This window comes from Psychroserpens luteolus (assembly GCF_021032705.1).
Lineage (GTDB): Bacteria > Bacteroidota > Bacteroidia > Flavobacteriales > Flavobacteriaceae > Psychroserpens > Psychroserpens luteolus.
This window is the reverse complement of the sequence record NZ_JAHVXI010000001.1, coordinates 926,118-951,396: the sequence shown is the minus strand read 5'-3', so window position 1 is coordinate 951,396 and position 25,279 is coordinate 926,118. Positions and strand designations below refer to the sequence as shown.

The 25,279-nt window shown below is 33.4% G+C and carries 18 protein-coding genes and 1 tRNA gene; 12 read left to right on the top strand and 7 right to left on the bottom strand.

Annotated elements, in window-relative coordinates:
• Positions 1–71: 71 nt before the first annotated feature.
• Together KWG70_RS04255 and KWG70_RS04250 are read left to right on the top strand one after the other, a co-directional pair.
• Positions 72–998 (top strand): PfkB family carbohydrate kinase, encoded by a 927-nt coding sequence (locus KWG70_RS04255; RefSeq protein ID WP_230934736.1) that lies wholly within the window; start codon positions 72–74, stop codon positions 996–998.
• Positions 999–1,087: 89 nt separating this feature from the next.
• Positions 1,088–2,986 (top strand): amidophosphoribosyltransferase, encoded by a 1,899-nt coding sequence (locus KWG70_RS04250; protein ID WP_230934735.1) that lies wholly within the window; start codon positions 1,088–1,090, stop codon positions 2,984–2,986.
• A gap of 584 nt (positions 2,987–3,570) precedes the next feature.
• Here the strand turns inward: KWG70_RS04250 and KWG70_RS04245 are convergent.
• Positions 3,571–4,179, bottom strand: a complete 609-nt coding sequence (locus KWG70_RS04245) for a superoxide dismutase (RefSeq protein ID WP_230934734.1) — start codon at positions 4,177–4,179, stop codon at positions 3,571–3,573.
• Positions 4,180–4,292: 113 nt separating this feature from the next.
• On the opposite strand from KWG70_RS04245, the gene KWG70_RS17940 reads away from it, so the two are divergent.
• The 5 genes from KWG70_RS17940 (at position 4,293) to KWG70_RS04220 (ending at position 13,828) form a co-directional block, all read left to right on the top strand.
• Positions 4,293–7,445 (top strand): UvrD-helicase domain-containing protein, encoded by a 3,153-nt coding sequence (locus tag KWG70_RS17940; RefSeq protein WP_230934733.1) that lies wholly within the window; start codon positions 4,293–4,295, stop codon positions 7,443–7,445.
• 22 nt (positions 7,446–7,467) lie between these two features.
• Positions 7,468–8,661, top strand: a complete 1,194-nt coding sequence (gene kbl, locus KWG70_RS04235) for a glycine C-acetyltransferase (RefSeq protein ID WP_230934732.1) — start codon at positions 7,468–7,470, stop codon at positions 8,659–8,661.
• 125 nt (positions 8,662–8,786) lie between these two features.
• Positions 8,787–10,145, top strand: coding sequence for an OmpA family protein (locus KWG70_RS04230; RefSeq protein WP_230934731.1), 1,359 nt, complete (start codon positions 8,787–8,789; stop codon positions 10,143–10,145).
• 70 nt (positions 10,146–10,215) lie between these two features.
• Positions 10,216–12,978 (top strand): PD-(D/E)XK nuclease family protein, encoded by a 2,763-nt coding sequence (locus KWG70_RS04225; protein ID WP_230934730.1) that lies wholly within the window; start codon positions 10,216–10,218, stop codon positions 12,976–12,978.
• Between the two features lies 1 nt (position 12,979).
• Positions 12,980–13,828 carry an alpha/beta hydrolase family protein gene (locus tag KWG70_RS04220; RefSeq protein ID WP_230934729.1) on the top strand — a complete coding sequence of 283 codons (849 nt, stop codon included), beginning with the start codon at positions 12,980–12,982 and terminating at the stop codon, positions 13,826–13,828.
• A 4-nt stretch (positions 13,829–13,832) separates the two neighbouring features.
• Here KWG70_RS04220 and KWG70_RS04215 read toward each other — a convergent pair whose 3' ends face one another.
• The 3 genes from KWG70_RS04215 to KWG70_RS04205 are packed head-to-tail and all read right to left on the bottom strand — an operon-like array spanning position 13,833 to position 17,797.
• Positions 13,833–16,277, bottom strand: coding sequence for a TonB-dependent receptor plug domain-containing protein (locus KWG70_RS04215; RefSeq protein ID WP_230934728.1), 2,445 nt, complete (start codon positions 16,275–16,277; stop codon positions 13,833–13,835).
• Positions 16,278–16,316: 39 nt separating this feature from the next.
• Complete coding sequence (locus KWG70_RS04210; RefSeq protein ID WP_230934727.1) at positions 16,317–17,219, bottom strand: FecR family protein; 903 nt, start codon at positions 17,217–17,219, stop codon at positions 16,317–16,319.
• Between the two features lie 53 nt (positions 17,220–17,272).
• Positions 17,273–17,797 carry an RNA polymerase sigma factor gene (locus KWG70_RS04205; RefSeq protein WP_230934726.1) on the bottom strand — a complete coding sequence of 175 codons (525 nt, stop codon included), beginning with the start codon at positions 17,795–17,797 and terminating at the stop codon, positions 17,273–17,275.
• A gap of 207 nt (positions 17,798–18,004) precedes the next feature.
• Here KWG70_RS04205 and KWG70_RS04200 point away from each other — a divergent pair, with 207 nt between their 5' ends.
• On the top strand, positions 18,005–19,072 hold the full coding sequence (locus KWG70_RS04200; protein ID WP_230934725.1) for a LamG-like jellyroll fold domain-containing protein: 1,068 nt from the start codon (positions 18,005–18,007) through the stop codon (positions 19,070–19,072).
• Between the two features lie 803 nt (positions 19,073–19,875).
• Here KWG70_RS04200 and KWG70_RS04195 read toward each other — a convergent pair.
• Positions 19,876–19,949: transfer RNA gene (locus KWG70_RS04195), tRNA-Ala, on the bottom strand.
• 5 nt (positions 19,950–19,954) lie between these two features.
• Positions 19,955–20,749: a universal stress protein gene (locus KWG70_RS04190; protein ID WP_230934724.1), complete on the bottom strand. Its 795-nt coding sequence runs from the start codon at positions 20,747–20,749 to the stop codon at positions 19,955–19,957.
• Between the two features lie 54 nt (positions 20,750–20,803).
• Here KWG70_RS04190 and KWG70_RS04185 point away from each other — a divergent pair, with 54 nt between their 5' ends.
• The 4 genes from KWG70_RS04185 to KWG70_RS04170 all read left to right on the top strand — a co-directional run bounded on the left by KWG70_RS04185 (position 20,804) and on the right by KWG70_RS04170 (position 24,007).
• Positions 20,804–21,304 (top strand): GNAT family N-acetyltransferase, encoded by a 501-nt coding sequence (locus KWG70_RS04185; RefSeq protein ID WP_230934723.1) that lies wholly within the window; start codon positions 20,804–20,806, stop codon positions 21,302–21,304.
• Entirely contained in the window at positions 21,301–22,635 is a 1,335-nt protein-coding gene (locus KWG70_RS04180) for an MATE family efflux transporter (RefSeq protein ID WP_230934722.1), read from the top strand. The genes KWG70_RS04185 and KWG70_RS04180 overlap by 4 nt, the downstream gene beginning before the upstream one ends.
• A gap of 150 nt (positions 22,636–22,785) precedes the next feature.
• Positions 22,786–23,238 carry a 6-pyruvoyl trahydropterin synthase family protein gene (locus KWG70_RS04175; protein WP_230934721.1) on the top strand — a complete coding sequence of 151 codons (453 nt, stop codon included), beginning with the start codon at positions 22,786–22,788 and terminating at the stop codon, positions 23,236–23,238.
• Positions 23,239–23,248: 10 nt separating this feature from the next.
• Positions 23,249–24,007 (top strand): UDP-2,3-diacylglucosamine diphosphatase, encoded by a 759-nt coding sequence (locus KWG70_RS04170; RefSeq protein WP_230935019.1) that lies wholly within the window; start codon positions 23,249–23,251, stop codon positions 24,005–24,007.
• On the opposite strand, the gene KWG70_RS04165 is transcribed toward KWG70_RS04170, so the two are convergent.
• The gene (locus tag KWG70_RS04165; protein ID WP_230934720.1) at positions 24,000–25,277 is read right to left on the bottom strand and encodes an MFS transporter; all 1,278 of its coding nucleotides are present in this window, start codon (positions 25,275–25,277) and stop codon (positions 24,000–24,002) included. The genes KWG70_RS04170 and KWG70_RS04165 overlap by 8 nt on opposite strands.
• Positions 25,278–25,279 lie beyond the last annotated feature (2 nt).

Sequence of the window (25,279 nt, the reverse complement as noted above, 5' to 3'; positions counted from 1 at the left end):
TGTATTCCTCATAAAAAAAATTGAGTTTGAAATTAATCGCTGTATATTTGCAGCAAATTTTAAAACGCTTTATGAGCAAATTAGTTATAGTTGGTACAGTAGCTTTTGATGCTATTGAAACACCTTTCGGTAAAACAGATAAAATTCTTGGTGGTGCTGCAACCTTTATTGGCTTAGCTGCATCTCACTTTAATGTTGATTCTGCAGCAGTATCTGTTGTTGGTGGTGACTTTCCACAGAAATATTTAGACCTCTTGTCAAATAGAAATATTAATATAGACGGTGTTGAAATTGTAAAAGAGGGAAAGACATTCTTCTGGAGTGGGAGGTATCATAATGATATGAATTCTCGTGATACTCTAGCCACAGAGCTTAATGTATTAGCAGATTTTAACCCTGTTGTACCTGAAGCTTATAAAAATGCTGAAGTTGTCATGTTAGGAAACTTACATCCAATTGTACAAATGGGTGTTTTAGATCAAATGACGACCAAACCAAAATTGACCATTTTAGATACGATGAATTTTTGGATGGATTGCGCTCTTGACGATTTGCATAATGTGATGAAAAAGATTGATGTTATTACTATTAATGATGAGGAAGCTAGACAATTAACAGGAGAATATTCTTTAGTTGTAGCTGCACGTAAAATTCATGAGATGGGACCAAAATACGTAGTCATTAAAAAAGGAGAACATGGTGCTTTATTATTTCATGATGATCATATGTTCTACGCACCAGCCTTACCTTTAGAAGAAGTATTTGACCCTACAGGAGCAGGTGATACATTTGCAGGTGGTTTTGCTGGTTATCTAGCAAAAACAGAAGATTATTCGTTCGAGAACATGAAAAATGCTGTGATCTATGGGTCTACATTAGCCTCGTTTTGTGTTGAAAAATTTGGAACCGAACGTATGGTTGATTTAGAAAACAGCGAAGTGCATAAGCGCATGCAGCAGTTTAAACAACTCACACAATTTAATATTGAATTATCATAAACCAACGCGCTCAAATTTGAGCGCGTTTTTTATTTAAAACTAAATCCAAAATTTATAATTTTGGTGTACTCAAAAACAACAACACAACAATGAGCGATGCTTTAAAACATGAATGCGGAATTGCACTCATTAGACTTAAAAAACCATTAGAGTATTACAAAGAAAAATATGGAAGTGCATTTTATGGTGTAAACAAAATGTACCTCATGATGGAAAAGCAACATAATCGTGGACAAGATGGTGCAGGCTTTGCAAGTATCAAATTAGACACTCAACCTGGAGAACGATATATAAGTCGCGTACGTTCTATTGCTCAACAACCCATACAAGATATTTTTGCTCAAATTAACGAACGTATCAACGAAGAATTAACTGAACATCCAGAATATCAAAATGATGTTGCACTTCAAAAAAGACATATTCCCTATGTTGGCGAATTACTTTTAGGTCATGTACGTTATGGTACTTTTGGTAAAAATAGCGTAGAGAGCGTCCATCCTTTTTTAAGACAGAATAACTGGATGCATAGAAACCTTATCGTAGCAGGTAATTTTAATATGACAAATGTTAATCAGTTATTTGACGGATTGGTAAAACTTGGTCAACACCCAAAAGAGAAAGCAGATACGATTACCATTATGGAAAAAATCGGTCATTTCTTGGACGACGCTGTTGCAAAAATTTATAAGAAACTTAAAAAGGAAGGCTATAATAAAAATGAATGTTCTCCTTTGATCGCTGAGCGCCTCAACGTGGCAAAAATCTTAAAGAAAGCATCTAAAAACTGGGATGGCGGCTATGCTATGGCCGGACTATTAGGTCATGGAGATTCATTTGTATTAAGAGATCCTGCAGGTATTCGCCCGACCTATTATTATCAAGATGATGAGATTGTGGTTGTTGCTTCTGAACGTCCTGTAATTCAAACAGTTTTTAATGTTGATTTCGACGATGTTAAAGAATTAGCGCCTGGTCATGCTATTATCACCAAAAAATCTGGTGATGTTTTTATTGAGCAAATCATAGAACCACTAGAACGTAAAGCTTGTTCATTTGAGCGTATTTATTTTTCTCGAGGAAGTGACGCCGAAATTTATCAAGAACGTAAAAATCTAGGAAAGCTATTAATGCCAAAAGTTCTTGAAGCTATTGAAAACGATACTAAAAATTCTGTATTCTCTTATATCCCAAATACTGCAGAAACATCTTTCTTCGGAATGATAGAAACTGTTGAAGAATACCTCAACGAACGAAAAACTAAAGCCATATTAGATGGTAATGGAAAACTTTCAGCAGAAAGTGTTATCGATATTCTTTCTGAAAGACCTCGAATTGAAAAAATTGCTATTAAAGATGTAAAGCTTAGAACCTTTATTACTGAAGACAGTAGTCGTGATGATTTGGTAGCGCATGTCTATGACGTGACTTATGGTGTGATTCAACCAACAGATAATTTAGTTATTATCGACGACAGTATTGTTAGAGGAACAACACTTAAAAAGAGTATTATCAAAATGATGGACCGATTAAGTCCAAAGCAAATTATTGTTGTGTCATCTGCGCCACAAATTAGATACCCAGACTGTTATGGAATTGATATGGCCAACCTTGAGAGCCTCATCGCCTTTAGAGCAATGTTGGAATTATTAAAAGAGGCGAATAAGTATCATATGGTCGAAGAGGTTTATCATAAGTGTAAAGCTCAACTCGAATTAAAAGATACAGAAGTTAAAAATTTCGTTAAGGACTTATATGATGAGTTTACTGCTGATGAGATTTCAGATAAAATTGCTGAGCTCATTTCTGATGATACTGTAAAAGCTAAAGTGAAAACCATTTTCCAACCTATAGAGAATTTACATAAGGCATGTCCGAAAAATTTAGGCGATTGGTACTTTACAGGTAACTATCCAACAGCTGGAGGTAATCGTGTGGTTAACAGAGCTTTTGTGAATTTTTATGAAGGAAATAAAGAAAGAGCTTACTAGATAAACAGTTAGTTTTTTTGCACTTTATCCTAAAAAAAGTGCTTTTTACCCGAAAAAAACGCATTTCGTCTAATATTTAATCATCCTTACCCAATAAACACATACATTGGTATCACCATAACATAAGTAGGTTAAGTTCATGGTAGATTTGGGGCAAAAAAAGGTGAACTTCTGTTCACCTTTTTTTATTAATATAACTTATAGACCTTCAGTAAGTTAAGCCTTAAAAACACATTTTTTCAAAGTTTTCATTAAACCATTGTTAATCAATTTGTTCGTTTCATCACTTAAAGTTCAACTTTATTCAAGGTTCTAAAACCATCAGAAACAGTGATTTTTCCGTTTAAGCCAATTTATTCGTCGTTGGTCTAAAAAATTAAAATATTAAATAAAAGTGCTGTTATATTTGTTTCACCATAACATAAGTAGGTTAAGTTTATGGTAGATTTGGGGCAAAAAAGGTGAACTCTCGTTCACCTTTTTTCATTTTCAGTCGTACTCAAATTAAATCAGTTTTCATTTCCGAAGCATAAAAAAAGCAAACCCAAATGAGTCTGCTTTATTTCTATATTATATGACGTTAATTATTTTGCTTCTGCATAGCGTCTCTCAACTTCGTTCCAGTTGATTACTTTAAAAAATGCGTCAATATAATCTGGTCTTCTGTTTTGATAGTTCAAATAATACGCATGTTCCCATACATCTAATCCTAAAATTGGTGTGCCTCCACATGATACTCCAGGCATTAACGGATTATCTTGATTTGGTGTAGAACACACCTCAACTTTTCCGCCTTTATGAACACATAACCAAGCCCATCCAGATCCAAATTGCGTTGCTGCTGCTTTACTAAATGCTTCAACAAAAGCATCTTTTGAACCAAATTCAGCGTCAATAGCATCTTTCAACTCTCCAGAAAGATAACCTCTATCTTCTGGATTCATCACATCCCAAAATAATGAATGATTATAAAATCCACCTCCATTATTTCTAACACCTTTATTGTTCATATCAAGATTACCTAAGATATTCTCTATAGACTTCCCTTCTAAATCTGTACCCTCAATAGCAGCATTTAATTTAGTAGTATATCCGTTATGATGCTTTGAGTGATGTATTTCCATGGTGCGCGCATCAATATGTGGTTCTAATGCGTCATATGCATATTTTAATTTCGGTAATTCGAAAGCCATAATATTATTGGTTTTATTGTTAATATTTAATTCCTCCAAATTTACGCATAAAACAGCGCAATTAAAAATATTAAATACCTATGAACTCATAGATAGTTTTTATAATTTTAAGCGTGCAAAATCAATCACCTTTTACTATATACAATGCCTCAGCTGGAAGCGGAAAAACCTTCACGTTAGTAAAAGATTATCTCAAAATTTTATTTCAATCTAAAAGTAAATTAGCATTTAGAAACATTCTAGCACTCACCTTTACAAACAAAGCTGTTAGTGAAATGAAAGAGCGTGTTATAGATATGCTCAAACTATTTTCCGAAGACAACATTCTAGAATCGCCAAATAGTATGTCTAAAGTGTTGGTAGAAGAACTTGATATTGATTTACAAGAACTTCACAATAGATCAAAAATAGTATTGCATCGTATTGTACATAATTATGCTGCTTTTGATATCTCTACTATAGACAAGTTTAATCATAAGCTCATTAGAACCTTTGCTTACGACCTTAAACTTCCAATAAATTTTGAAGTAGAATTAGACGCTGCAACACTGCTTGGAAAAGCAGTAGATAAACTTATTGATAAAGCCGGAAGCGATCAAGCACTAACTAAGGTATTGGTTGATTTTGCTTTTGAAAAAATGGATGACGATAAAAGTTGGGATATCTCTTATGACTTAAATGCCATAGCACCACTATTAGTTAATGAAAATGAAATCCCATATCTAGACGAGTTAAAAGATAAAAGTTTAGATGATTTTAAAGCCTTAAAATCCAAACTGCAAAAACAGAAAATCGAAGTTGAACACCAAATTATAAATCTAGCTCAAGCCACATTAAATCTTATAGAATCTAATGGTTTGGATGTTGAAGACTTCACCAGAAAAACATTACCAAATCATTTTAAAAAAGCTCAAAGTCTAAGTTTCTCTGGACTTTACAGTAATAAGCTGCAAGACAATTTAGCATCTAATACTTCAATCTACAATAAAACACTTGATGCAGAAAAGGCAACGTCAATTGATCGTTTACTTCCAGAAATAGAAACCAACTATTTAACTATTAAAAGACTTGTTTATACGTCTAAATTTTTAAACAATGCATTAAAAAACATTACGCCATTATCGGTTTTAAGTGCAATAGGAAAGACACTTCAAGAGATTAAAGATGAAGACGATTTATTACTTATTTCAGAATTTAATAATCTTATTAATAATGAAATCAAAGAACAACCTGCCCCTTTTATTTATGAGCGAATAGGCGAAAAATTTAAACACTATTTTATTGATGAGTTTCAAGATACCTCTGGCTTACAATGGCGTAATTTAATTCCTCTAGTCAATAATGCTGTATCTGGAGAAAACCTTAAAGGGGAAACAGGAACAGCAATGTTGGTTGGCGATGCTAAACAGGCAATTTACAGATGGCGAGGAGGACGAGCAGAACAATTTATTGATCTGTATTCTGAAAAAGAGAAGCCGTTGGCTACTGATCAAGATGTTAGAGATTTAACATTCAATTACAGAAGCTATAAAACAATAGTGGAGTTCAATAATGCTTTTTTTGATCACATTTCAAATTTTGCGTTCTCTGATACAGACCACCAATTCATCTACAAAAATGCACAACAAGATGTATTCTTAGGAGCAATTGGCTATGTTGAATTATCGTTTTTAGATACTAAAGGCGAAGACAAAAATGAACTACATTGCGAAGCCGTTTTAAACACCATTAAAAAAGTAGAAAACCAAGGTTTTAAAAGAAAGGATATATGTATCATAGTTAGAAAAACTAAAGAAGGAATCGCCATCGCCGAGTATCTTAGCGATTTAGATATTGACATTATTTCTTCTGAAACTTTGTTACTCAAAAATGCTCCTGAAGTTCAATTTATAAATCACCTCATCACCTTAAGCTTACAGGCTCAAAATGATGAAATCAAAATTAAACTCCTCAATTTTATAGCAGAAGAAAAACTTGAATCGATTAATAAACATGAGTTCTTTAGTCGTCTCATTCATTTAAAACCGATGGCTTTATTTGAAGCGTTACATGGTTTTGGCTTTCAGTTTAATTATAGCGAGTTTTTACAATTACCTATATATGAAGCGGTAGAAAGTATTATTAGAGGATTCCATTTAAATGAAACCTCTAATGCTTACATTCAATTTTATTTAGATGAAGTATTTGATTACTCTCAAAAATACAACGCGAGTTTTTCAGGTTTTTTAGACTATTGGGATCGTAAAAAAGACAAATTAAGTATTGTCTCTCCTGAAAGTGAAAATGCTATTCAAATTATGACCATCCATAAGTCTAAAGGTTTAGAGTTTCCTGTAGTGATTTTTCCTTATGCCAATCAAGATATTTATTTTGATATGAGTCCTAAAGTATGGTTCCCTGTGGACAAAACTCTTTTTGAAGGCTTTTCAAATTTATATATCAATTTAAATAAAGACCTTGAAGAATTTAATGATTTAGGTGCTCAAATTTATAGAGATTATCGTGCACAATTAGAATTAGACAGTCTTAATTTGCTCTATGTAGTCTTAACTAGAGCTATTGGTCAACTCTATATCATATCAGAATATGATGTAGATAAAAATCAATTAGAAAAGCTAACTCATTATTCTGGATTATTTATTAATTATTTAAAAACGATTGGGATATGGAATGAAGAGCAAATGCAGTATACTTTTGGTGAAGCTAAAAAAGTTTTAGAAGCCGAAGGCTCTAATCTGGATACTATAGAACAGCGTCAATTTATTTCAACCAAAAAAGAAGAGCTGAACCTTAATATTATTACAAGCTCTGGTTATTTATGGGATACCGCTCAAGAACAAGCTATAGAACGCGGTAATTTGGTTCATCAAATCATGGCACTTATTAAAACAGAACATGATGTTGATTTTGCTATAGATCATTTTTTAAGTTCTGGGTTTATTAATTCGGAGCAATCCAAAACCTTACAACACATTATACATAACCTTGTAAATCACAAGGATCTAAAAGCACTTTTTGAAGACAATCTAATCGTGTATAATGAGAAAGATATTATTTCAAAAAAAGGAAAACTATTACGACCAGATAGAGTAGTTATTAACTCTAGCAATCAAGCCATCATTATAGATTACAAAACAGGTTTGCAAGATTCTAGTCACAAAGAACAACTCTACGATTATCAATATGTTTTAGAAGAAATGGGCTTTGAAGTCATAAAAAAAATTCTAATTTATATTAATGATGATATTACCATAAAAGAATTCTAAATTTGTAAAAAATCAATCAATCATGTACGGAAAAATACAAGAACACTTACAAAATGAAATCGCAACAATAAAAAATGATGGGCTTTTCAAAGAAGAACGCATTATTACTTCGCCTCAAGGTGCAGAAATTACCCTGAGTACTGGTCAAACTGTTTTAAATTTTTGTGCTAACAACTATTTAGGATTGTCATCACATCCAGAAGTGATTCAAGCGGCAAAAGACACTATGGATTCTCATGGTTTTGGAATGTCTTCTGTACGTTTTATCTGCGGAACGCAAGACATCCATAAAGAGCTTGAACAAAAGATTGCCAATTTCTACGGAACCGAAGATACAATCTTGTATGCAGCGGCCTTTGATGCTAATGGTGGCGTTTTTGAACCGTTATTAGGAAAAGAAGATGCTATTATTTCAGATTCGTTGAATCATGCATCTATTATTGACGGCGTACGTTTATGTAAAGCAGCCAGATACCGTTACGCAAATAATAATATGGCAGACTTAGAGCAACAGCTCATTGCAGCTAATGAGAATGGTGCGCGTTTTAAAATCATTGTTACCGATGGTGTGTTTTCTATGGACGGATTAGTTGCTCCATTAGACAAAATATGCGATTTAGCTGATAAATATGATGCGCTTGTCATGATTGACGAATGTCATGCTACTGGCTTTATTGGTGAAACTGGACGAGGAACTTTAGAGGAAAAAGGTGTTTTAGGACGAATAGATATTATTACAGGAACACTTGGTAAGGCTATGGGTGGCGCTATGGGTGGTTATACAACTGCAAAAAAAGAGGTGATTGAGATTTTACGACAACGCTCTAGACCTTATTTATTCTCTAATTCTTTAGCTCCAGCAATAGTAGGCGCTTCAATTAAGGTTTTTGATATGCTTGCCAACGATACAACATTAAGAGATACCCTAGAAAGTAATACTACTTACTTTAAAAAAGGAATGAAGGAAGCTGGCTTTGATATTATTGATGGAGACTCGGCAATTGTACCTGTGATGCTGTATGACGCTAAACTATCACAAACTATGGCAAAAATGCTGTTGGACGAAGGTATTTATGTAATTGGGTTCTTTTTCCCAGTAGTACCGCGAGAGAAAGCAAGAATCCGCGTACAACTCTCAGCGGCTCATACAAAAGCACATTTGGATAAGGCTATTGAGGCATTTATTAAGGTTGGAGAAAAACTTGAAATTATTTAAAATCAGTCCAAACTCCTTATTTTTAGTACCAATAATCAATATTTTTATATATTTGTCTTTGTTAATAAAATTTAACAACTTACTTTTGCCTTTAATTAACACTTAAAATTAAAATTATTTAGAATATGAAAAATCTTAGCAGATTATTATTCGTTTTGTTATTATCATTAAGCTTCAGTGCTAATGCGCAAGATCAAAACAACCCGTGGAAATTTGATATCGGTGTCAATGCTGTTGACCTTTATCCAGTTGGAGAAGAAGCGCCATTAGGTGACTACTTTGACGAATTTTTTAACGCAAACGATCACTACAACTTTTTACCTTCTTTATCTAGATTCTCTGTATCGAGATATTTAAGTGATGGGTTTAGTATTTCTGTTGCAGGTTCTCTTAACCAAATTAAGAAAATTGGAGATTCTAGAGCAGACGACTTATCTTACTACGCTGCTGATGGAACTATTTCTTACAGCTTTGCTGATATCATCAACTCTTCAACTGTTGACCCTTATTTAGGTGTTGGTGGTGGTTACACTTGGGTAGATGAAATTGGTGCTGGTACATTAAATGGTACTTTAGGTCTTAATGTTTGGTTAAACGATAACTTAGGTTTTAACGTTCAAACTTCATATAAGCACGCTTTCGAAGATTACCTTCCTAAGCACTGGCAACATTCTGCTGGTATCTCTATCAGATTTGGTGGAAAAGATACTGATGGTGATGGTATATACGACAAAGATGATGCTTGTCCAGACGTTCCTGGTTTAGAAGCATTCAACGGTTGTCCAGATTCTGATAACGATGGTATCGAAGATTCTAAAGATGATTGTCCTAACGAAGCTGGTTTAGCTGAGTTTAATGGATGTCCAGATTCTGACTCTGATGGCGTTGCTGATAAAGATGATGACTGTCCTACAGTTGCTGGTTTAAAAGCTTTAAATGGTTGTCCAGATGCTGATTCTGATGGTGTTGCTGATAAAGATGATAACTGTCCTAACGAAAAAGGTCCTTCTGCTAACAAAGGATGTCCTTGGCCTGATACTGATGGTGACGGAATCTTAGATAAAGATGATCAATGTCCTAACGAAGCTGGTACTGTTGCTAACAACGGTTGTCCAGAAGTTAAGCCAACTGAGCCTGTATTAAAGCAATTAAATGACTACGCAAGATCTATCTTGTTTGATTCAGGAAAAGCGTCTTTCAAAAAAGAAACTGATGCTGTATTACAAGCAATGGTAGCTATCTTTAAAGAATACCCAAGAGCAGATTTCTCTATCGACGGTCATACTGATAGTGTAGGTTCTAAATCAACTAACCAGGCTTTATCTGAAAGAAGAGCTAACGCTGTTAGAGATTACTTAATCGCAAACGGAATTAGTGCAGACAGATTAACTGCTAACGGTTACGGTGAAGATTATCCTATCGCTACTAACAAAACTAGAGCTGGTAGAAAAGAAAACAGACGTGTAGAAGTAAAACTTAAGTAATAAGTTTCACTACAAACATAAATAAGTAAAAAAACGCTCCGAATATCGGAGCGTTTTTTATTTTTATATAATGAGAACATTCATAGACGACGTCATTGTAAATTTATTAGAAACCGATCATGACATTTCTCAATTGACCTTTGTTTTGCCTAGTAAGCGTGCTGGAACATTTCTAAAGCAAGCCATATCAAATCACGTCAACAAAACTATCTTTTCACCTGAAATACTATCTATTGAAGAGTTTATAGAAACGCTTTCAGATTTTCAATATGCGACTAATGCAGAGCTCTTATTTGAATTTTATGATGTCTACCTCAAACACACTCCAAAGCAAAATATAGAGCCTTTTGATCAATTTTCTAAATGGGCTCAATTGTTACTTCAAGACTTCAATGAAATTGATCGTTATCTAATACCTCCTAATCATGTCTTTGACTATTTATCTGCCATAAAAGAAATAGAACACAAGCATTGGTCTTTAGATGAGCAGCCTACACAATACATTAAAAACTACTTACTTTTTTGGAATCGCTTAAAAGTCTATTACGCAAAATTTCAGAAGCAACTTAAACATAAGAAAAAAGCCTATCAAGGCCTCGTTTATAGGGAAGCTGTAAATAATATTGAACAATATATAGCATTACATGAAAATAAAACATTTGTGTTTGTTGGCTTTAATGCACTCAATAAAGCTGAAGAGATCATAATTCAGGAGTTATTACAACAGGAAATGGCATTGATCTATTGGGATATAGATAAAACCTTTATAAACGACCCTATTCATGATGCAGGCTTGTTTACGAGACACCACAAACAAAACTGGAAATATTTTAATAAACATAATTTTAATTGGGTTGGAGAATCTTATGCCGAAAAAAAAGATATTCATGTTATTGGAGCTCCAAAAAATATTAGTCAAGTCAAATATGTTGGAGAGCTTCTAGAAGGTATTTATAATGAGAAAGGTCATCTTCAAAACACAGCTGTTGTTTTAGGTGATGAAACTTTACTATTACCCTTACTCAACTCCATTCCAAAATCAATAACCACAATAAACGTCACGATGGGATTACCTTTAAAAGTTATTCCATTAGCTTCATTATTTGAGGCACTATTCGGTTTACATAAATCACCTTCACAGGTTTTGTATTATAAGAATGTGGTCGATGTCTTATCCAATCAATTTGTTTCTCCTTTGTTTCAAACTGAAACCACTAATGCCACTGAACACATCATAAGCCAAATACAGCTCAATAATAAAGTATCGCTTACTGTAGAAGATTTATGCGAAATAGCTCCTACTCACAAAGCACTTTTAAAGCTGCTGTTCGATTCTTGGAATGACAACCCTAAAACTGCTATAAACCATTGCATTAAGCTTATTGCTAAGATTAAAATCAACCTTGATCAAGACAAATCAAACAATTTATTAGCTCTAGAATATCTGTATCGTTTTCATCAGGTATTTAATAGTCTAGATACTTTAAATAGCTCTTTTTCTCATATTAAAGTCATAACTACACTTTTTAGTTTATATCGAGAACTTATTAAGAGTGAAACATTAGACTTTAAAGGTGAACCTCTAAAAGGTTTACAAATTATGGGAATGCTGGAATCTCGTGTGCTAGACTTCGAAACTGTTATTATAACATCGGTTAATGAAGGCATTTTACCAGCAGGAAAAAGCTATAATTCGTTTATCCCCTTTGATGTTAAAATAGAAAACGAGTTGCCTACCTACAAAGAAAAAGATGCGGTTTACACCTATCATTTTTATCGCTTATTACAACGTGCAAAAACAGCTTATATATTGTACAATACAGAACCTGATGTTCTTAATGGTGGTGAAAAAAGTAGGTTTATTACACAATTGGAAGTTGATAAAACACATGACATACAACAGTATTTAATTTCGGCTCAAGTACCTTCTATCGAACAACAGTTACAGCAAATTCAAAAGACTTCAGACGTTATAGAAAAATTAGACAAGGTGGCTCAAAAAGGATTTTCTCCGTCATCATTGACCAATTATATTCGTAATCCCATTGACTTCTATTATGACAAGGTGCTAGGTATTAAGCAGTATGAAGAGGTCGAAGAAAGCGTTGCTTACAATACATTAGGAACTGTAATTCATAATACACTTGAAGATTTTTATAAGCCTTTTGAAAACCAGATTTTAACAGTAGAGATCATCAAAACAATGAAATCTAAGATTAGCTCTACAGTACTCCACCATTTTAAAGCTGAATTTAAAGAAGGAGATATCACGTCTGGAAAAAACCTTATCATTTTTGAAATTGCGCAACGTTACATTTCCAATTTTTTGAATATGGAGATTGAGGATATCAAACAAGGCAATGAGATCAAAATTGTTGCTATTGAAACCGAAAACAAAGTGCCCTTACACCTAGAAAGCCTTTCAAAAACAGTGATGTTAATAGGTAAAGTAGATCGTGTAGATGCCTATAACGGAACCATAAGAATAATAGATTACAAAACTGGACGAGTAGAATCTAGTAAAGTAGAAATAGTCGATTGGGACGCAATTTCAACAGATTACAACAAGTATAGCAAAAGCTTCCAAATACTGATGTACGCCTATATGATGCAAAAATCATCAAAGATTAATCTTCCCGTAGAAGCTGGTATTATTTCATTTAAAAATTTAAGTTCTGGTTTATTAAAGTTTGCTACAAAACCTTCTTCAAATAGCAGAACTAAAGTATATGCTATTACTGAAGAAACATTGAACGCCTTCGAAATTGAGCTTAAAAAATTAATTGCCGAAATTTATAATTTAGATATAGATTTTGTAGAAAAAGAGGTGTAATATGATAGTTAAAAATCAAGTTTTATATAGAAATGAGAAAAAACCAATGGTTTGGGATGCTTTTTTTAAGTCTAACGGAAAGAAAAAACCAGTCGTGATTTTTTGTCATGGGTATAAAGGATTTAAAGATTGGGGTGCATGGGATCTAGTTGCACAACAGTTTAGTGATCATGGTCTGTTTTTTATAAAATTCAACTTTTCTCATAATGGCGGAACCGTTGAGAACCCTATTGATTTTCCAGACTTGGAAGCCTTCGCCGAAAATAATTACACAAAAGAACTTGATGATCTAAACGATCTTTTAAATTTTACCACTTCTGAAGCGTTTGAATACAAAAACGAAATTAATAAAAGAGAGATTATTTTAATTGGACATTCAAGAGGTGGAGGGATTTCTATCATCAAAACGTCTGAAGATAATCGCATCTCCAAATTGGTTACTTGGGCAAGTGTAAGTAGTTTTGGTAAGAGAACCTCCACTACAGGTGATTTGGAACAATGGCGAAAAGATGGCGTGAAGTATGTGTTAAACGGAAGAACCAAACAACAAATGCCTCATAACTACCAATTCTATGAAGATTTTAAAGCCAATGAAGAGCGCTTTCATATAGAATCTGCGATACAACGAATTACTAGTCCTATTTTGATCGTTCATGCTCAAGATGATCCATCGGTGAAATTTGAGGAAGCCGAAGCTTTAGATTCTTGGTGTTCCATCAATCAGCTCATTTCTATTGAAAATTCTAACCATGTCTTTGGAGCAAGCCATCCTTGGAGTGCAAATCATTTACCTAAAGCATTAGACGTTGTAGTTAAAGAAACCATTGCTTTTATAACTTCGGAAAGTTAATACGTTAAAAGAATAACTTAAATGAAATATTAGGTGTAAACCCTAATGAAAATCGTTGAATCACCTGTTCTAATATAATTTCTCGTTCTTCAGGAGTTGCACCAGTCGTACCTTCAACAGCAATACCACCATCATCTAGAGGTTTACGTTCGGCCTTGTAAATTAAATTTAATGGTTTTATTCTATTGTAAATATTTAAGAATGATATCCCTAATTGCGCATCTGTTTTTTTAATCTTGAAATCATATAAGACTGAAGCATCTAATCGATGAAAACTCGGTAATCTATCACTATTTATAGCTCCAAAATTTACAACTCCAGCGTTTTCACCATCAGCATCAATTTCTATAGTGTAACTATTTACTGGTGTAATTGGCTTTCCAGTTCTAATTTGCCATCCTAAAGCAAATTGCCAATTGTTTAATTTAAATGAGTTGGAAATTCTAAATTGATGTGTAATGTCATTATTACCGTTAAATTTAGATGGTGTGTCTTCTAAATTTGGAAACTGAAAAGTTATATCATTAAAGGTATATCCTAGCCAAACTTTATAATTGTTTCGTTTATATTTTAATAAAACATCAATACCCTTTATTGTACTTTCACCTTGTTCTAAATTTTCTAAAGGGTTACTAAAGCCATTTGTAAACGTCGTTAGCCCTTTTAATTCTTTGTAATAAAAATCAATATCGATATTTAAGCTTTTATGGGAATATAACAACCCTCCTGAAATTTGATTACTCGAGAGTAATGGATATTGTTCATCATCCGACAAGCGCCATAAGTTGTTCTCTAAGCGTAATTCGGTATGGTTGAATTCTATTAATTGCGAAATAGGTTGGTTTCTTCTTTCAATTGCAATTTTTGATCTTAGACGTTTACTTAAAGCATATTCAAAGTTAATGCGAGGCTCAATTAAAAATTCATTCAAGCTGCTATAATGTGAAAAACGTACACCAGCATTAATTAAACCCTTATTGTTTAGATCTATAGTATATTCTCCAAATAATGCATTTTTTAGATTATTATCATCTTGTACTAGGACTTCTTTTTCAGATTCAACCGGTTCTTCTTTGCTAATGGTGACATCCAAATCGGTATATGACAACTGATAGCCTAGTGTTAGCTTTTGAGACGCTGCAATTTGAGTAACAGACGTAAAATTGACGCCAATATCCGTAATATTATTTTCTCTAATATTGACTTCGCTAAGATCTAAAATACCGTCTCCTGTTTCATCTTTTATCTCATCGTTCTGATAGTAAGAATTATACTCAGAAAAATAAACTGTAAGTTCCTCTTGCTGTTTTTCACTAGTGTTATGTTTCCAATTAAAACTTAGTCCTTTATTTTGAGTAATTAGCGAGTCTACAATCACCTCATCTCCTCCTTTAAAATCAAAATCTAAACGGTTTCTAGTATATAGTGCACTAAATTCAATATCATTCTTATCATTTGGTTTTATAATTAACTTGGTGCTAACGTCGGCAAAATTAAATGTATTATTACTAGTTTCTGGGCTAAAATCATCATCAGTTTCTAATTCTAAAATAGTCCCATTAACATCTCTAGCAATTCCAAAATTTGTGAAAATTTTATCGACATAACTAGTATATGTAGGTGTTTCTAATAAATCTGAATAAGATCGTCTGGCAAACAGATATAATCCTATCTTACTTGACAACGCGGTTTTTAAATAACCATTAATAGATAGACCATCGACTTCAAGTCCTCCTTTGGTGTTTTCATAAATTTTATGACCACTAGATATATCTATAATCCCAGAAATACGATCGCCATAGCTAGCGCTTGTTCCAGATCTATAAATAGTTGCTTTTTGAGTGGCAAAAGGATTAAATAACGAAAACATCCCATAAAAATAACCCGTATTAAATAGTTTGATATTGTCGTACAGTATTAAGTTTTGATCCGGAGAACCACCTCTAACCTGTATTCCAGTTGCCGATTCGTCTAAAGTTGAAATCCCAGGAATTAATTGAATACTTTGCGCAATATCAGTATTTACCATTCCTGGTAAAATTCCTAGTCTCTCAGTATCTACAGCTATAGAACCGTCTTTGTTTTTATCGATCCCATTTGTAACATATCCTAAAATAATCACATCATCTAAAGCTTCAATAGGGATTAGTGTATTGCTATCTGAATTAGGTGTGACTATAATTTGACTATCAGATATTTTTTCAAAAATCAAACCTGTTTCACTTTCTAAAACTGATAAAAATTCAATCCAAGTCACCTGCCTTATATCAACAGTAACAAGAATGTCTTCTATAACATCGGACGCAAAAGAAATCGACACGTCATTTTTCTCTTGAATTTCTTTTAATACTTGGGATAAAGGAGTTTGAGAATACTTGAAATCCTGTTTTTGCTGGGCAACAATCGTCATAGAAAAAAAGAACACTAAAACGAAAAAATAATGCTTCATACGGGTTTGATTTGGGAATGCAAATTTAGACTTTTCGGTTTATTCTGAAAGGATAATAGTTTGTTGTTCGACTTTATAATTTATTCCCATTGGAACCAATGTCGCTTTTAATGCAAGATCTAAATTGTTATGATCGAAACTTCCTGAAAACAATCTGTTGGTGTTAATGTTTTGAGCATCAAAATTGATATCAAAATATTGGGTTAATTCCTCTAATACTAGATGTAACGGTTGCTCCTCAAATTTAGAAATACCTTTTTGCCACAAAGGTGATTCTTCTTTAAAATGTAAATCATCAACACGATCGTTATCAATTATTATTTGCATTCCCTGAGTCAAGATCTTCGAAGAAGATGAATCGTTCAATTGAGAAAACTCTACCTTCCCTTCGTAACATTTCAACTCAAAGTTAGATCTGTCTTTTATATTAAATTTTGTCCCTAATACCTTTACCAAACCTTTTGAAGTCTTTACTTTAAAATCATTGTTTTTTGTAATCACAAAATAAGCCTCACCATTCAAGTTTACAGTTTTATTACTCGACCAAAAAAAGCGTTTTAACGATAGACTAGAATTTGCATTCAAATATACTTTTGAACCATCTTCTAAGAGAATAGTTTGGGTTTGGCCAATTGCAGTCGTGTAGGTTTTAGATGAATTGAAAAAGAAACTTAAGGCTAGAATTAATATTGCAGCGACACTAATTGTTTGCCAAAGGCGAACTGTTTTTGTCTTAGATTTGTTTTGCTTTAATCTTTGTTTTACATCACGAAGTGCCTTCTCAACATCAATATCTGGACCGCTTAATAATTGAGACTCCATATTAATGAGTTTAAACTGCTTATAGGTTTTGGTGTTTTTAAAAGCAATAAGTTCCTCTTCAGACAGTTCTCCAGCTATCCAACGTCCTAAAAAAGTATCATCTGTATCGTAAGTATTCATCCTCTGTTATAAGCTTCTAACTATAAGACATTTAAATTAGCCTTTACCCTATTTTATACTTTTATATGTGCGCCGAGCATCTCACGTAATTCTCTTAAGGCTTTACTCATTCGGCGTTCTATAGCCTTAACTGTTAACCCTGTTATTTCAGCAATTTCTTTATAGGTTTTATCTTCTACTCTACTCAATAAAAAAACTTCCTTTTCTTTTGGATTTAAAGTATTTATAGCTTCTTTTAACTTCATTCTAAATTCATCTATTTCAATTAAAAAATCTGGACTTTCATAATCTGTGCTTTCCTCAATGGTCTTTTTGTGTTTTAAAACCACTTTTTCGTGTGCAACTTCATTTAAAAAGGAATGTTTTGAGGCAGAATATATGTACGATTTTGCTTTCGAATACATAATAGTAGCACACAGTTTCCAGATTTTAATAAATACATTCTGAACAATGTCTTCGGCCTGATGCAAATTTCCGCATTTATAATAAATGTACTTTGTTACGGGTTCGTAATATTTCCGAAACAATTCGTTATACACGTTTTCTTCACAAATAGAAGGTTCTTTGTCTTGCATCATTTTCTAATGAGAGTTCAAAAATACTCAAAGCACTAAAATATATCACAAAAAAACAAGATGAAGTTCTTATCTCATGTCATAAGCGATAATAACCAACTCAGTTTTAGCATTCTTAAACATTAAAGTTAAAAAGTTGAAAAAAAAAAATAGGGTAGGTTAAGAGTTACATGTCATAGGAGTAACAAACACTATTTAACCTATTTAATTATGAAAAAACAACTACTTTTTTTACTTACCTCGGTATTTCTATGCCAAATTTTAACAGCACAAACTGCCACAGGGTTAGACTTTGATGGGCAAGTTGCTTCATGGGATTATGTAGAAATCCCTGATAATAATTCATTAGATTTCACCACGAGCTTTACGTTTGAGGCTTGGGTAAATTTTGATCAAGTCAATAGAACAACTGACGGATGGGATTGGGAATGCATCTTTGCTAAATCTAGATATAACGAGTCTTATGGGCTTATGCTGTTAACAGATGGAGGTAATAAGATTTTTCGTTTTTATCACTCTGGATTTGGAGGTAATTTCACCGATTATATATGGAACTCGGTAACTACAAATCAATGGTATCACATAGCTGTAACTTTAAGCAGTACCGAAGTAAAGTTTTACATTGATGGTATAAATGTTCGAACTCAAGCCGGCTCAGGAAGTTTAACACCTAACAGTAACCCTCTCAGAATTGGTGCAGGTGCCACTGCAGGAGGTGACCCATATCCGTTGCAAGGTATGATGGATGAAGTTCGTTTATGGAATTATGCAAGGACTGAGGTCGAAATTAATGCATCAATGGATTGTCAGTTAATTGGAGATGAAACAGGGTTGATCCTAAACTTTGATCTAAATCAAGGTACGGTAAATACAGATAATACAACGATTACTACTGTTACCGACAAATCCTCAAATAACTTAGACGGTAATTTAGTTGGGTTTGAACTCATGAGTGTAGAAGGTAATTTTAGAGATACCTCAGCTAATGGTGTTTCAGGATCTTGCGATACCTTATCTGTTAATGAATCAGACTTTACAGAAAACAATATTGCTCTAGTGCCTAACCCTACAACTAATGGGGCATTTAGAATTGAGCATTCAGGCAATTCTAAAATAGAAAAAGTATCTATTTATAATATTTCAGGAAAATTGATAAAGGAAGACACAAATATAGTTGAGGGGCTACGTTTTGATATTTCAGAATTTGCATCAGGATTGTACTTAATAGAAGTCAAATACGCTGAAGGTACACTTACCAAAAAGCTTATTAAAGATTAATTTAAAGCAATCTTAAACGTTTAAATAAGGGAGAACTAGATTCGATTTAGTTCAAAACTAAACCCAGAACGAAAGTTTTGGGTTTTTTTATCATGTGTTATATCTCTTTATATCATTTATCTCTAAAGAAGCTTATAAGTGCCAGTACTCATATATTGCGCGCTGGTGCTTATTTCAGGTTTGCATAAAAACCAATACTTTTCGTTTATCAAATCATCATTGATAATGAGTATTAAGAAATGAAAAAGAATAAACATATAATAACCTCTTTTAAATTATTGTATTAGTAGCATAATATTTGGTTAATAGTAGAATCTTAGATTAATAACAATAATCTCTGATTTGAGACAAGAGGTTTTTCAGAGCCCATAGTTGTAGTGCTATACTATGGGTTCTTTTTCTCTTAGATTAAAATAACATATTAATTTATTTCTATGATGGTGAAAAGAACAGTTTCAGAACAAAGAAAAATAATACTATTCTTGATTTTATTTTACACATTTATAGTAATAGGAATATTTATGTCGAATTAAATAGATATGCTATACGATGTAGTTAGTTAGAACCTTGAACCTCTTGTTTAAGGTTTTAAGCAATAAAGCCCTACATTTTACAGTCGGGCTTTTTGTTTTTAAATTACGCTTAATTGTGGAGAAGACGGGATTAGCCCGGCAGTTCCTCTATGATCCACTACTGCAAATGCAACGTCGTTTCCGATAAGAAATAATAAATCAAAACTAAAAATCTGATCAAGTAAACTTGTCAGATTTTTAGTTTTGATTTATTACAAGCTGCGCTTGATGTGGAGAAGACGGGATTCGAACCCGTGACCTCTTGACTGCCAGTCAAGCACTCTAGCCAACTGAGCTACATCCCCAAAAATTATTTTAAACCTCTTAAAACTAAGACAGGTAAAGCGCTACTGAAGTCTTTCTTTAAAATGGTACTCTTTTCCCATTTCTTCACAAAAAACCCACGCTTACGTCTCACAACACATAATAAGTCTGGATTATTATTTTTATAGTGCTCTAAAACACCTTGATAGGTCGTAGCGTTTTCACTGGTTGTTGTGTTTGTAATCAAACTAGCTAAATCTTCATCAACATTTAAATCGCCTTCATTGTAAAATGGTGTTTTCACCAAAAGCAAATTAACCACTGCTTTAAATTGATTTTTTATAGCTTTTAACGGATCTAAAGCATCCTCTTTTCTAATTACAGCAGATTTAACCGCAAGCAAAATCTTTACAATTGGTTTATAAACATAGCCTTCAGGAACAATTAGCGCTGGAATATTCGTTTGCTTTACAATTTTTCCAGATGTTTTTCCCAAATACACCTCATCTTTAATCGAGTTTGTTCGCGGCTCTAATAAAATGAGATCAACGTTTAATGCTTCACAAGCCAACTCTATAGTATCTACAAGTTTTCCTTTAAATGTCTTCACCACTACATCAACCCCTTTAGTGTCTATTTTAGATACATGTCCTTTTAAGAACTCTAAACTTTCACGCTCTAAAATATGATCAACCTTAATCATCGTCCCAGCTTTTGTATAAACATTATAAATTTGTACCACGTACAATTTAGCGCCAAAAGCTCTAGCAAAATCTACAGCATACTGTAAATGACTTTCTGCATTTTTAGAGGACCCGACTGGAACAAGAATAGACTTCATAATCAAATAATTAAAAGTAACTTTGTTTAAATTTTTGCAAAGGTAACTATTAATATGATACGTAAAGCAACTCGAGCCGATATAGATGCAATCATGGACATAACAAAAGCATGTGCCATACATATGATTAATCAAAACATATTTCAATGGAATGAGCATTATCCTAATAGAGCTGCTTTTGAAAATGACGTTCGTCGTGATGAGCTTTACGTATTAGATATCGACAACAGTATTAGTGGCTGTATCGTCATATCTACAGTAATGGATAAAGAATATGAGCCAATAAAGTGGTTAACGCCAAATGAAAACAACATTTATATCCATCGCTTAGCGGTTGATCCAAAATACCAAGGGCAAGGCTATGCACAACAATTAATGGACTTTGCCGAAAACTACGCCATAGAAAATAACTATACCTCTATTCGATTAGACACCTTCTCTCAGAACAAAAGAAACCAAAAATTTTACGAACTTCGTGGCTATCAACGCTTGGGAAATATTTATTTTCCGAAGCAAAGTGAGTTCCCTTTTTATTGTTACGAACGTATTATTTGAAAACAGCTATCACATTAAAAAACATCAACAAACTTGCTATTCCAGCTTTAATCTCTGGAGTGGCTGAGCCTATCTTATCACTTACAGACACCGCTATTATTGGTAATGTTGATTATAATGCTGCTGAAGCCTTAGCAGCTGTTGGAATTGTTGGTGCATTTATCTCCATGCTTATTTGGGTATTTGGACAAACCAGAAGTGCTATTTCATCAATTGTATCGCAACATTTAGGTGCAAATCAGTTGGATCAGGTTAAAAACCTCCCGGCTCAAGCCATTTTTTTAATCACCTCGATCAGTATTGTAATTATAGCCATAACCTTACCGTTCTCATCTCAAATTTTTAATTTCTACAATGCGTCTGGTCAAATACTAGATTATAGTGTTGAGTATTATAATATTCGTGTTTTCGGATTTCCGTTTACGCTTTTTACCATTGCTGTTTTTGGCACGTTTAGAGGGTTGCAAAACACATTCTATCCCATGATCATTGCTATTGTTGGAACTATAGTCAATATCGTTTTAGACGTTGTTTTTGTATATGGTATTGATGGGTTTATCAGTCCAATGCATATCAAAGGTGCTGCTTATGCAAGCGTTATCGCTCAAATTATCATGGCATTATGTTCTGCTTATTTCCTTCTGAAAAAGACTGATATTTCTTTACGAGTTACATTTCCGTTTAATAAACAAATTAAGACCTTCACCATCATGGTTCTCAATTTGTTTGTGAGAACTTTAGCTTTAAATGCTACGCTATACTTTGCAACGAGCTATTCTACTTTATACGGAACGCAATATATTGCCGCCTATACGATTGCTATTAACTTGTGGTTTTTAGGCGCTTTTATCATAGATGGCTATGCAAGCGCTGGAAATATCCTTTCGGGAAAACTATTAGGTGCAAAAGACTACAAAAAACTGGTGGAATTAAGTCGGTTCTTAATCAAATGTGGTATAGGCGTTGGTTTTATTTTAGCCGTAATTGGATTAGCCAGTTATAGTTTTGTTGGCTCTGTTTTCACCAAAGATCTAGAGGTTCTTAATGAGTTTTACAAAATCTATTGGATCGTTTTAGCCATGCAGCCCTTATGTGCTTTAGCCTTTATTTTTGATGGAATGTTTAAAGGTATGGGGAAAATGAAATTCCTAAGAAATCTATTACTATTATCTACTGGTTTGGTGTTCATACCTGTTCTATTAATATTGGATAGTTATGACCTTAAATTATATGCAGTGTTTATTGCATTAACGGTTTGGATTATTGCCAGAGGTGTGCCTCTAATCATAAAATTCAGACAACTATTTTTATCGCTTTCCCAAAAGACGTAACTTTGGCGCATAATACATATTAAACTTAGTTTAATAGTTCAAAATATAGTCTATGGATATCATGTCATTTGTAAGCGGAAACGGTTTATTCCTTATTTTAGGGATAGTTTTGGTTATTGTTTATTTCTATAACCGTAACAAAAGACGATAATGAGTAACATTCGAATCACAAAGCAATTTTCTTTTGAAACTGGTCATGCCCTTTATGGTTATGATGGAAAGTGTAAAAATGTTCACGGTCACAGTTACCGCTTGGATGTAACCGTTATAGGGCAACCTATTTCAGATAATACCAATGTAAAATATGGGATGGTTATCGACTTTGGTGACCTAAAAAAGATTGTTAAAGAAGAAATTGTAGATGTTTTTGACCATGCCACTGTGTTTAATAAAAACACACCTCATGTCGAATTAGCAAAAGAACTGAAAGATCGTGGTCATAACGTATTGCTCGTAAATTACCAGCCTACCAGTGAGATGATGGTTATTGATTTTGCTGAAAAGATCACACAACGTTTGCCTAGTACTATAAAATTACACTCCTTAAAACTTCAAGAAACAGCAACCTCTTACGCCGAGTGGTATGCTACTGATAATGACTAAGTCAACGCACATAAAAATTCCTGAAGGCAAGAAAATTTATTTTTCATCAGATAACCATTTGGGTGCTCCCAACAAGAAAGCGTCTTTACCGCGTGAAAAAAAATTCGTGGCTTGGCTCGACGAAGTTAAAAAAGATGCCGCTGCAATTTTCTTATTAGGTGATCTATTTGATTTTTGGATGGAATACCGTCGTGTGGTTCCTAAAGGGTTTACAAGAACCTTAGGAAAACTTGCTGAAATTAGTGACTCTGGAATTCCTATTTATTACTTTGTTGGTAATCACGATCTATGGATGAATGGTTATTTTGAAGAAGAACTTAATATTCCTGTTTTTCACAAACCCAAAGAATTTGTATTTAACGACAAACATTTTTTTATTGGGCATGGTGACGGTTTAGGCCCTGGAGATAAGGGTTACAAACGCATGAAAAAAGTATTTACAAACCCTATTTGTAAATGGTTATTTAAACGTTTATTGCATCCAGATTTTGGAATGCGTATAGGACATTATATGTCTGTAAAGAATAAAATGATCTCTGGCGATGAAGATGCTAAGTTCTTAGGTGAGGATAACGAATGGCTGGTTCAATACTGTAAGCGAAAATTAGAAAATAAACATCGTGATTTTTTCGTGTTTGGGCATAGACATCTACCTCTTGACATTGAACTCAATGAGAAATCAAAATATATCAACCTTGGCGATTGGATTAGTTATTATACTTATGGTGTTTTTGATGGTCAACATATGGAACTAAAGACCTTTAAATAAGTTCTTCTTCCTTTTCATGCGCTTCAATATCTTTTGTTAAATCGAGATTACGTAGTGGTTTATTTTTAACACCTATTATAGCAACGATAATTAATGTTACGGTTCCTCCCAACATAACTGCTAAAGGTGCTCCAAAAATCCTAGCGGCTATACCACTCTCAACAGCTCCGAGTTCGTTAGAAGATCCTACAAACATAGAATTTACTGCGCCTACACGACCTCTCATGTGATCTGGTGTTTTAAGCTGAAGTATGGTTTGACGCACGACCATTGAAACTCCATCAAAAACTCCTGAAAAAAATAAGGCTAAAACACTCAGCCATAGAAGTTTTGAAGCACCAAAAATAATCATGCAAAACCCAAACCCAAAAACTGAAACGAGCAATTTCTTTCCTGTATTTTTTGTAATAGGTATATATGTTGTCGCTAACATAGTGATAATACTACCTGAAGAAAGCGCTGCATTTAATATCCCGAATCCTTTTGGTCCTGCATCTAAAATATCCTTTGCAAATACAGCAAAAATTGCAACTGCGCCTCCAAATAAAACAGCAATCATATCTAAAGTTAGTGCGCCTAAAATAACTTTATCGTTAAACACAAAACTAAGTCCAGCCTTTAAGCTTTCTTTGATTGACTCATTATTTCCTTTATTTAAAATTGGCTTTTTAGTGATTTGAAATACCAATACTAAAGCTATCATTACTAATAAAAATATGATGCCTAATGTATGATTTACTCCTATCCAAGCAATTAAAAAACCGCCACATAAAGCTCCAAAAACATTAGCGCCTTTCCATGTGCTACTGCTCCACGTCGCTGCATTAGGATATATTTTCTTAGGAACCAGCAATGCAATAAGTGAAAATATCGTGGGACCAAAAAAAGCTCTCAATACACCACCAAAAAATACTAATCCATAAATTCCGTATAAAATGGTATGTGTTTCCCATGACGATTCAATCATATCTGAAGTTAGCCAAAACAGCCCAAAGCTTATTAAAGAAAATAATGCTATGCATAGTGTAAATAAGTTTCGCTTTTCTTTTTTATCAACAATATGTCCTGCAAAAGGTGCAAGAAAAAAAGCTGGTAAAAATTCACAAAGACCAATAATTGCTAATGATAATGGATCTTCAGTTAAAGCATAGACTTGCCATTCTATAACTACAAATTGCATTGACCATGCAAAAACTAAAGCAAAACGAAGAATTAAAAAAATGTTGAATTCTCTATATCGTAATGCTGCGTATGGATCGTTTTTAGGCAAAA

What these genes read in the sequence shown, in the direction of transcription:
- KWG70_RS04190 (WP_230934724.1), bottom strand. Translation starts at nt 20,749, where the DNA reads ATGAAGTCTATTCTTGTTCCAGTCGGGTCCTCTAAAAATGCAGAAAGT.
- KWG70_RS04175 (WP_230934721.1), top strand. Translation starts at nt 22,786, where the DNA reads ATGAGTAACATTCGAATCACAAAGCAATTTTCTTTTGAAACTGGTCAT.
- KWG70_RS04255 (WP_230934736.1), top strand. Translation starts at nt 72, where the DNA reads ATGAGCAAATTAGTTATAGTTGGTACAGTAGCTTTTGATGCTATTGAA.
- KWG70_RS04185 (WP_230934723.1), top strand. Translation starts at nt 20,804, where the DNA reads ATGATACGTAAAGCAACTCGAGCCGATATAGATGCAATCATGGACATA.
- KWG70_RS04220 (WP_230934729.1), top strand. Translation starts at nt 12,980, where the DNA reads ATGATAGTTAAAAATCAAGTTTTATATAGAAATGAGAAAAAACCAATG.
- KWG70_RS04245 (WP_230934734.1), bottom strand. Translation starts at nt 4,179, where the DNA reads ATGGCTTTCGAATTACCGAAATTAAAATATGCATATGACGCATTAGAA.
- KWG70_RS04215 (WP_230934728.1), bottom strand. Translation starts at nt 16,277, where the DNA reads ATGAAGCATTATTTTTTCGTTTTAGTGTTCTTTTTTTCTATGACGATT.
- KWG70_RS04200 (WP_230934725.1), top strand. Translation starts at nt 18,005, where the DNA reads ATGAAAAAACAACTACTTTTTTTACTTACCTCGGTATTTCTATGCCAA.
- kbl (WP_230934732.1), top strand. Translation starts at nt 7,468, where the DNA reads ATGTACGGAAAAATACAAGAACACTTACAAAATGAAATCGCAACAATA.
- KWG70_RS04210 (WP_230934727.1), bottom strand. Translation starts at nt 17,219, where the DNA reads ATGAATACTTACGATACAGATGATACTTTTTTAGGACGTTGGATAGCT.
- KWG70_RS04230 (WP_230934731.1), top strand. Translation starts at nt 8,787, where the DNA reads ATGAAAAATCTTAGCAGATTATTATTCGTTTTGTTATTATCATTAAGC.
- KWG70_RS04225 (WP_230934730.1), top strand. Translation starts at nt 10,216, where the DNA reads ATGAGAACATTCATAGACGACGTCATTGTAAATTTATTAGAAACCGAT.
- KWG70_RS04250 (WP_230934735.1), top strand. Translation starts at nt 1,088, where the DNA reads ATGAGCGATGCTTTAAAACATGAATGCGGAATTGCACTCATTAGACTT.
- KWG70_RS04205 (WP_230934726.1), bottom strand. Translation starts at nt 17,797, where the DNA reads ATGATGCAAGACAAAGAACCTTCTATTTGTGAAGAAAACGTGTATAAC.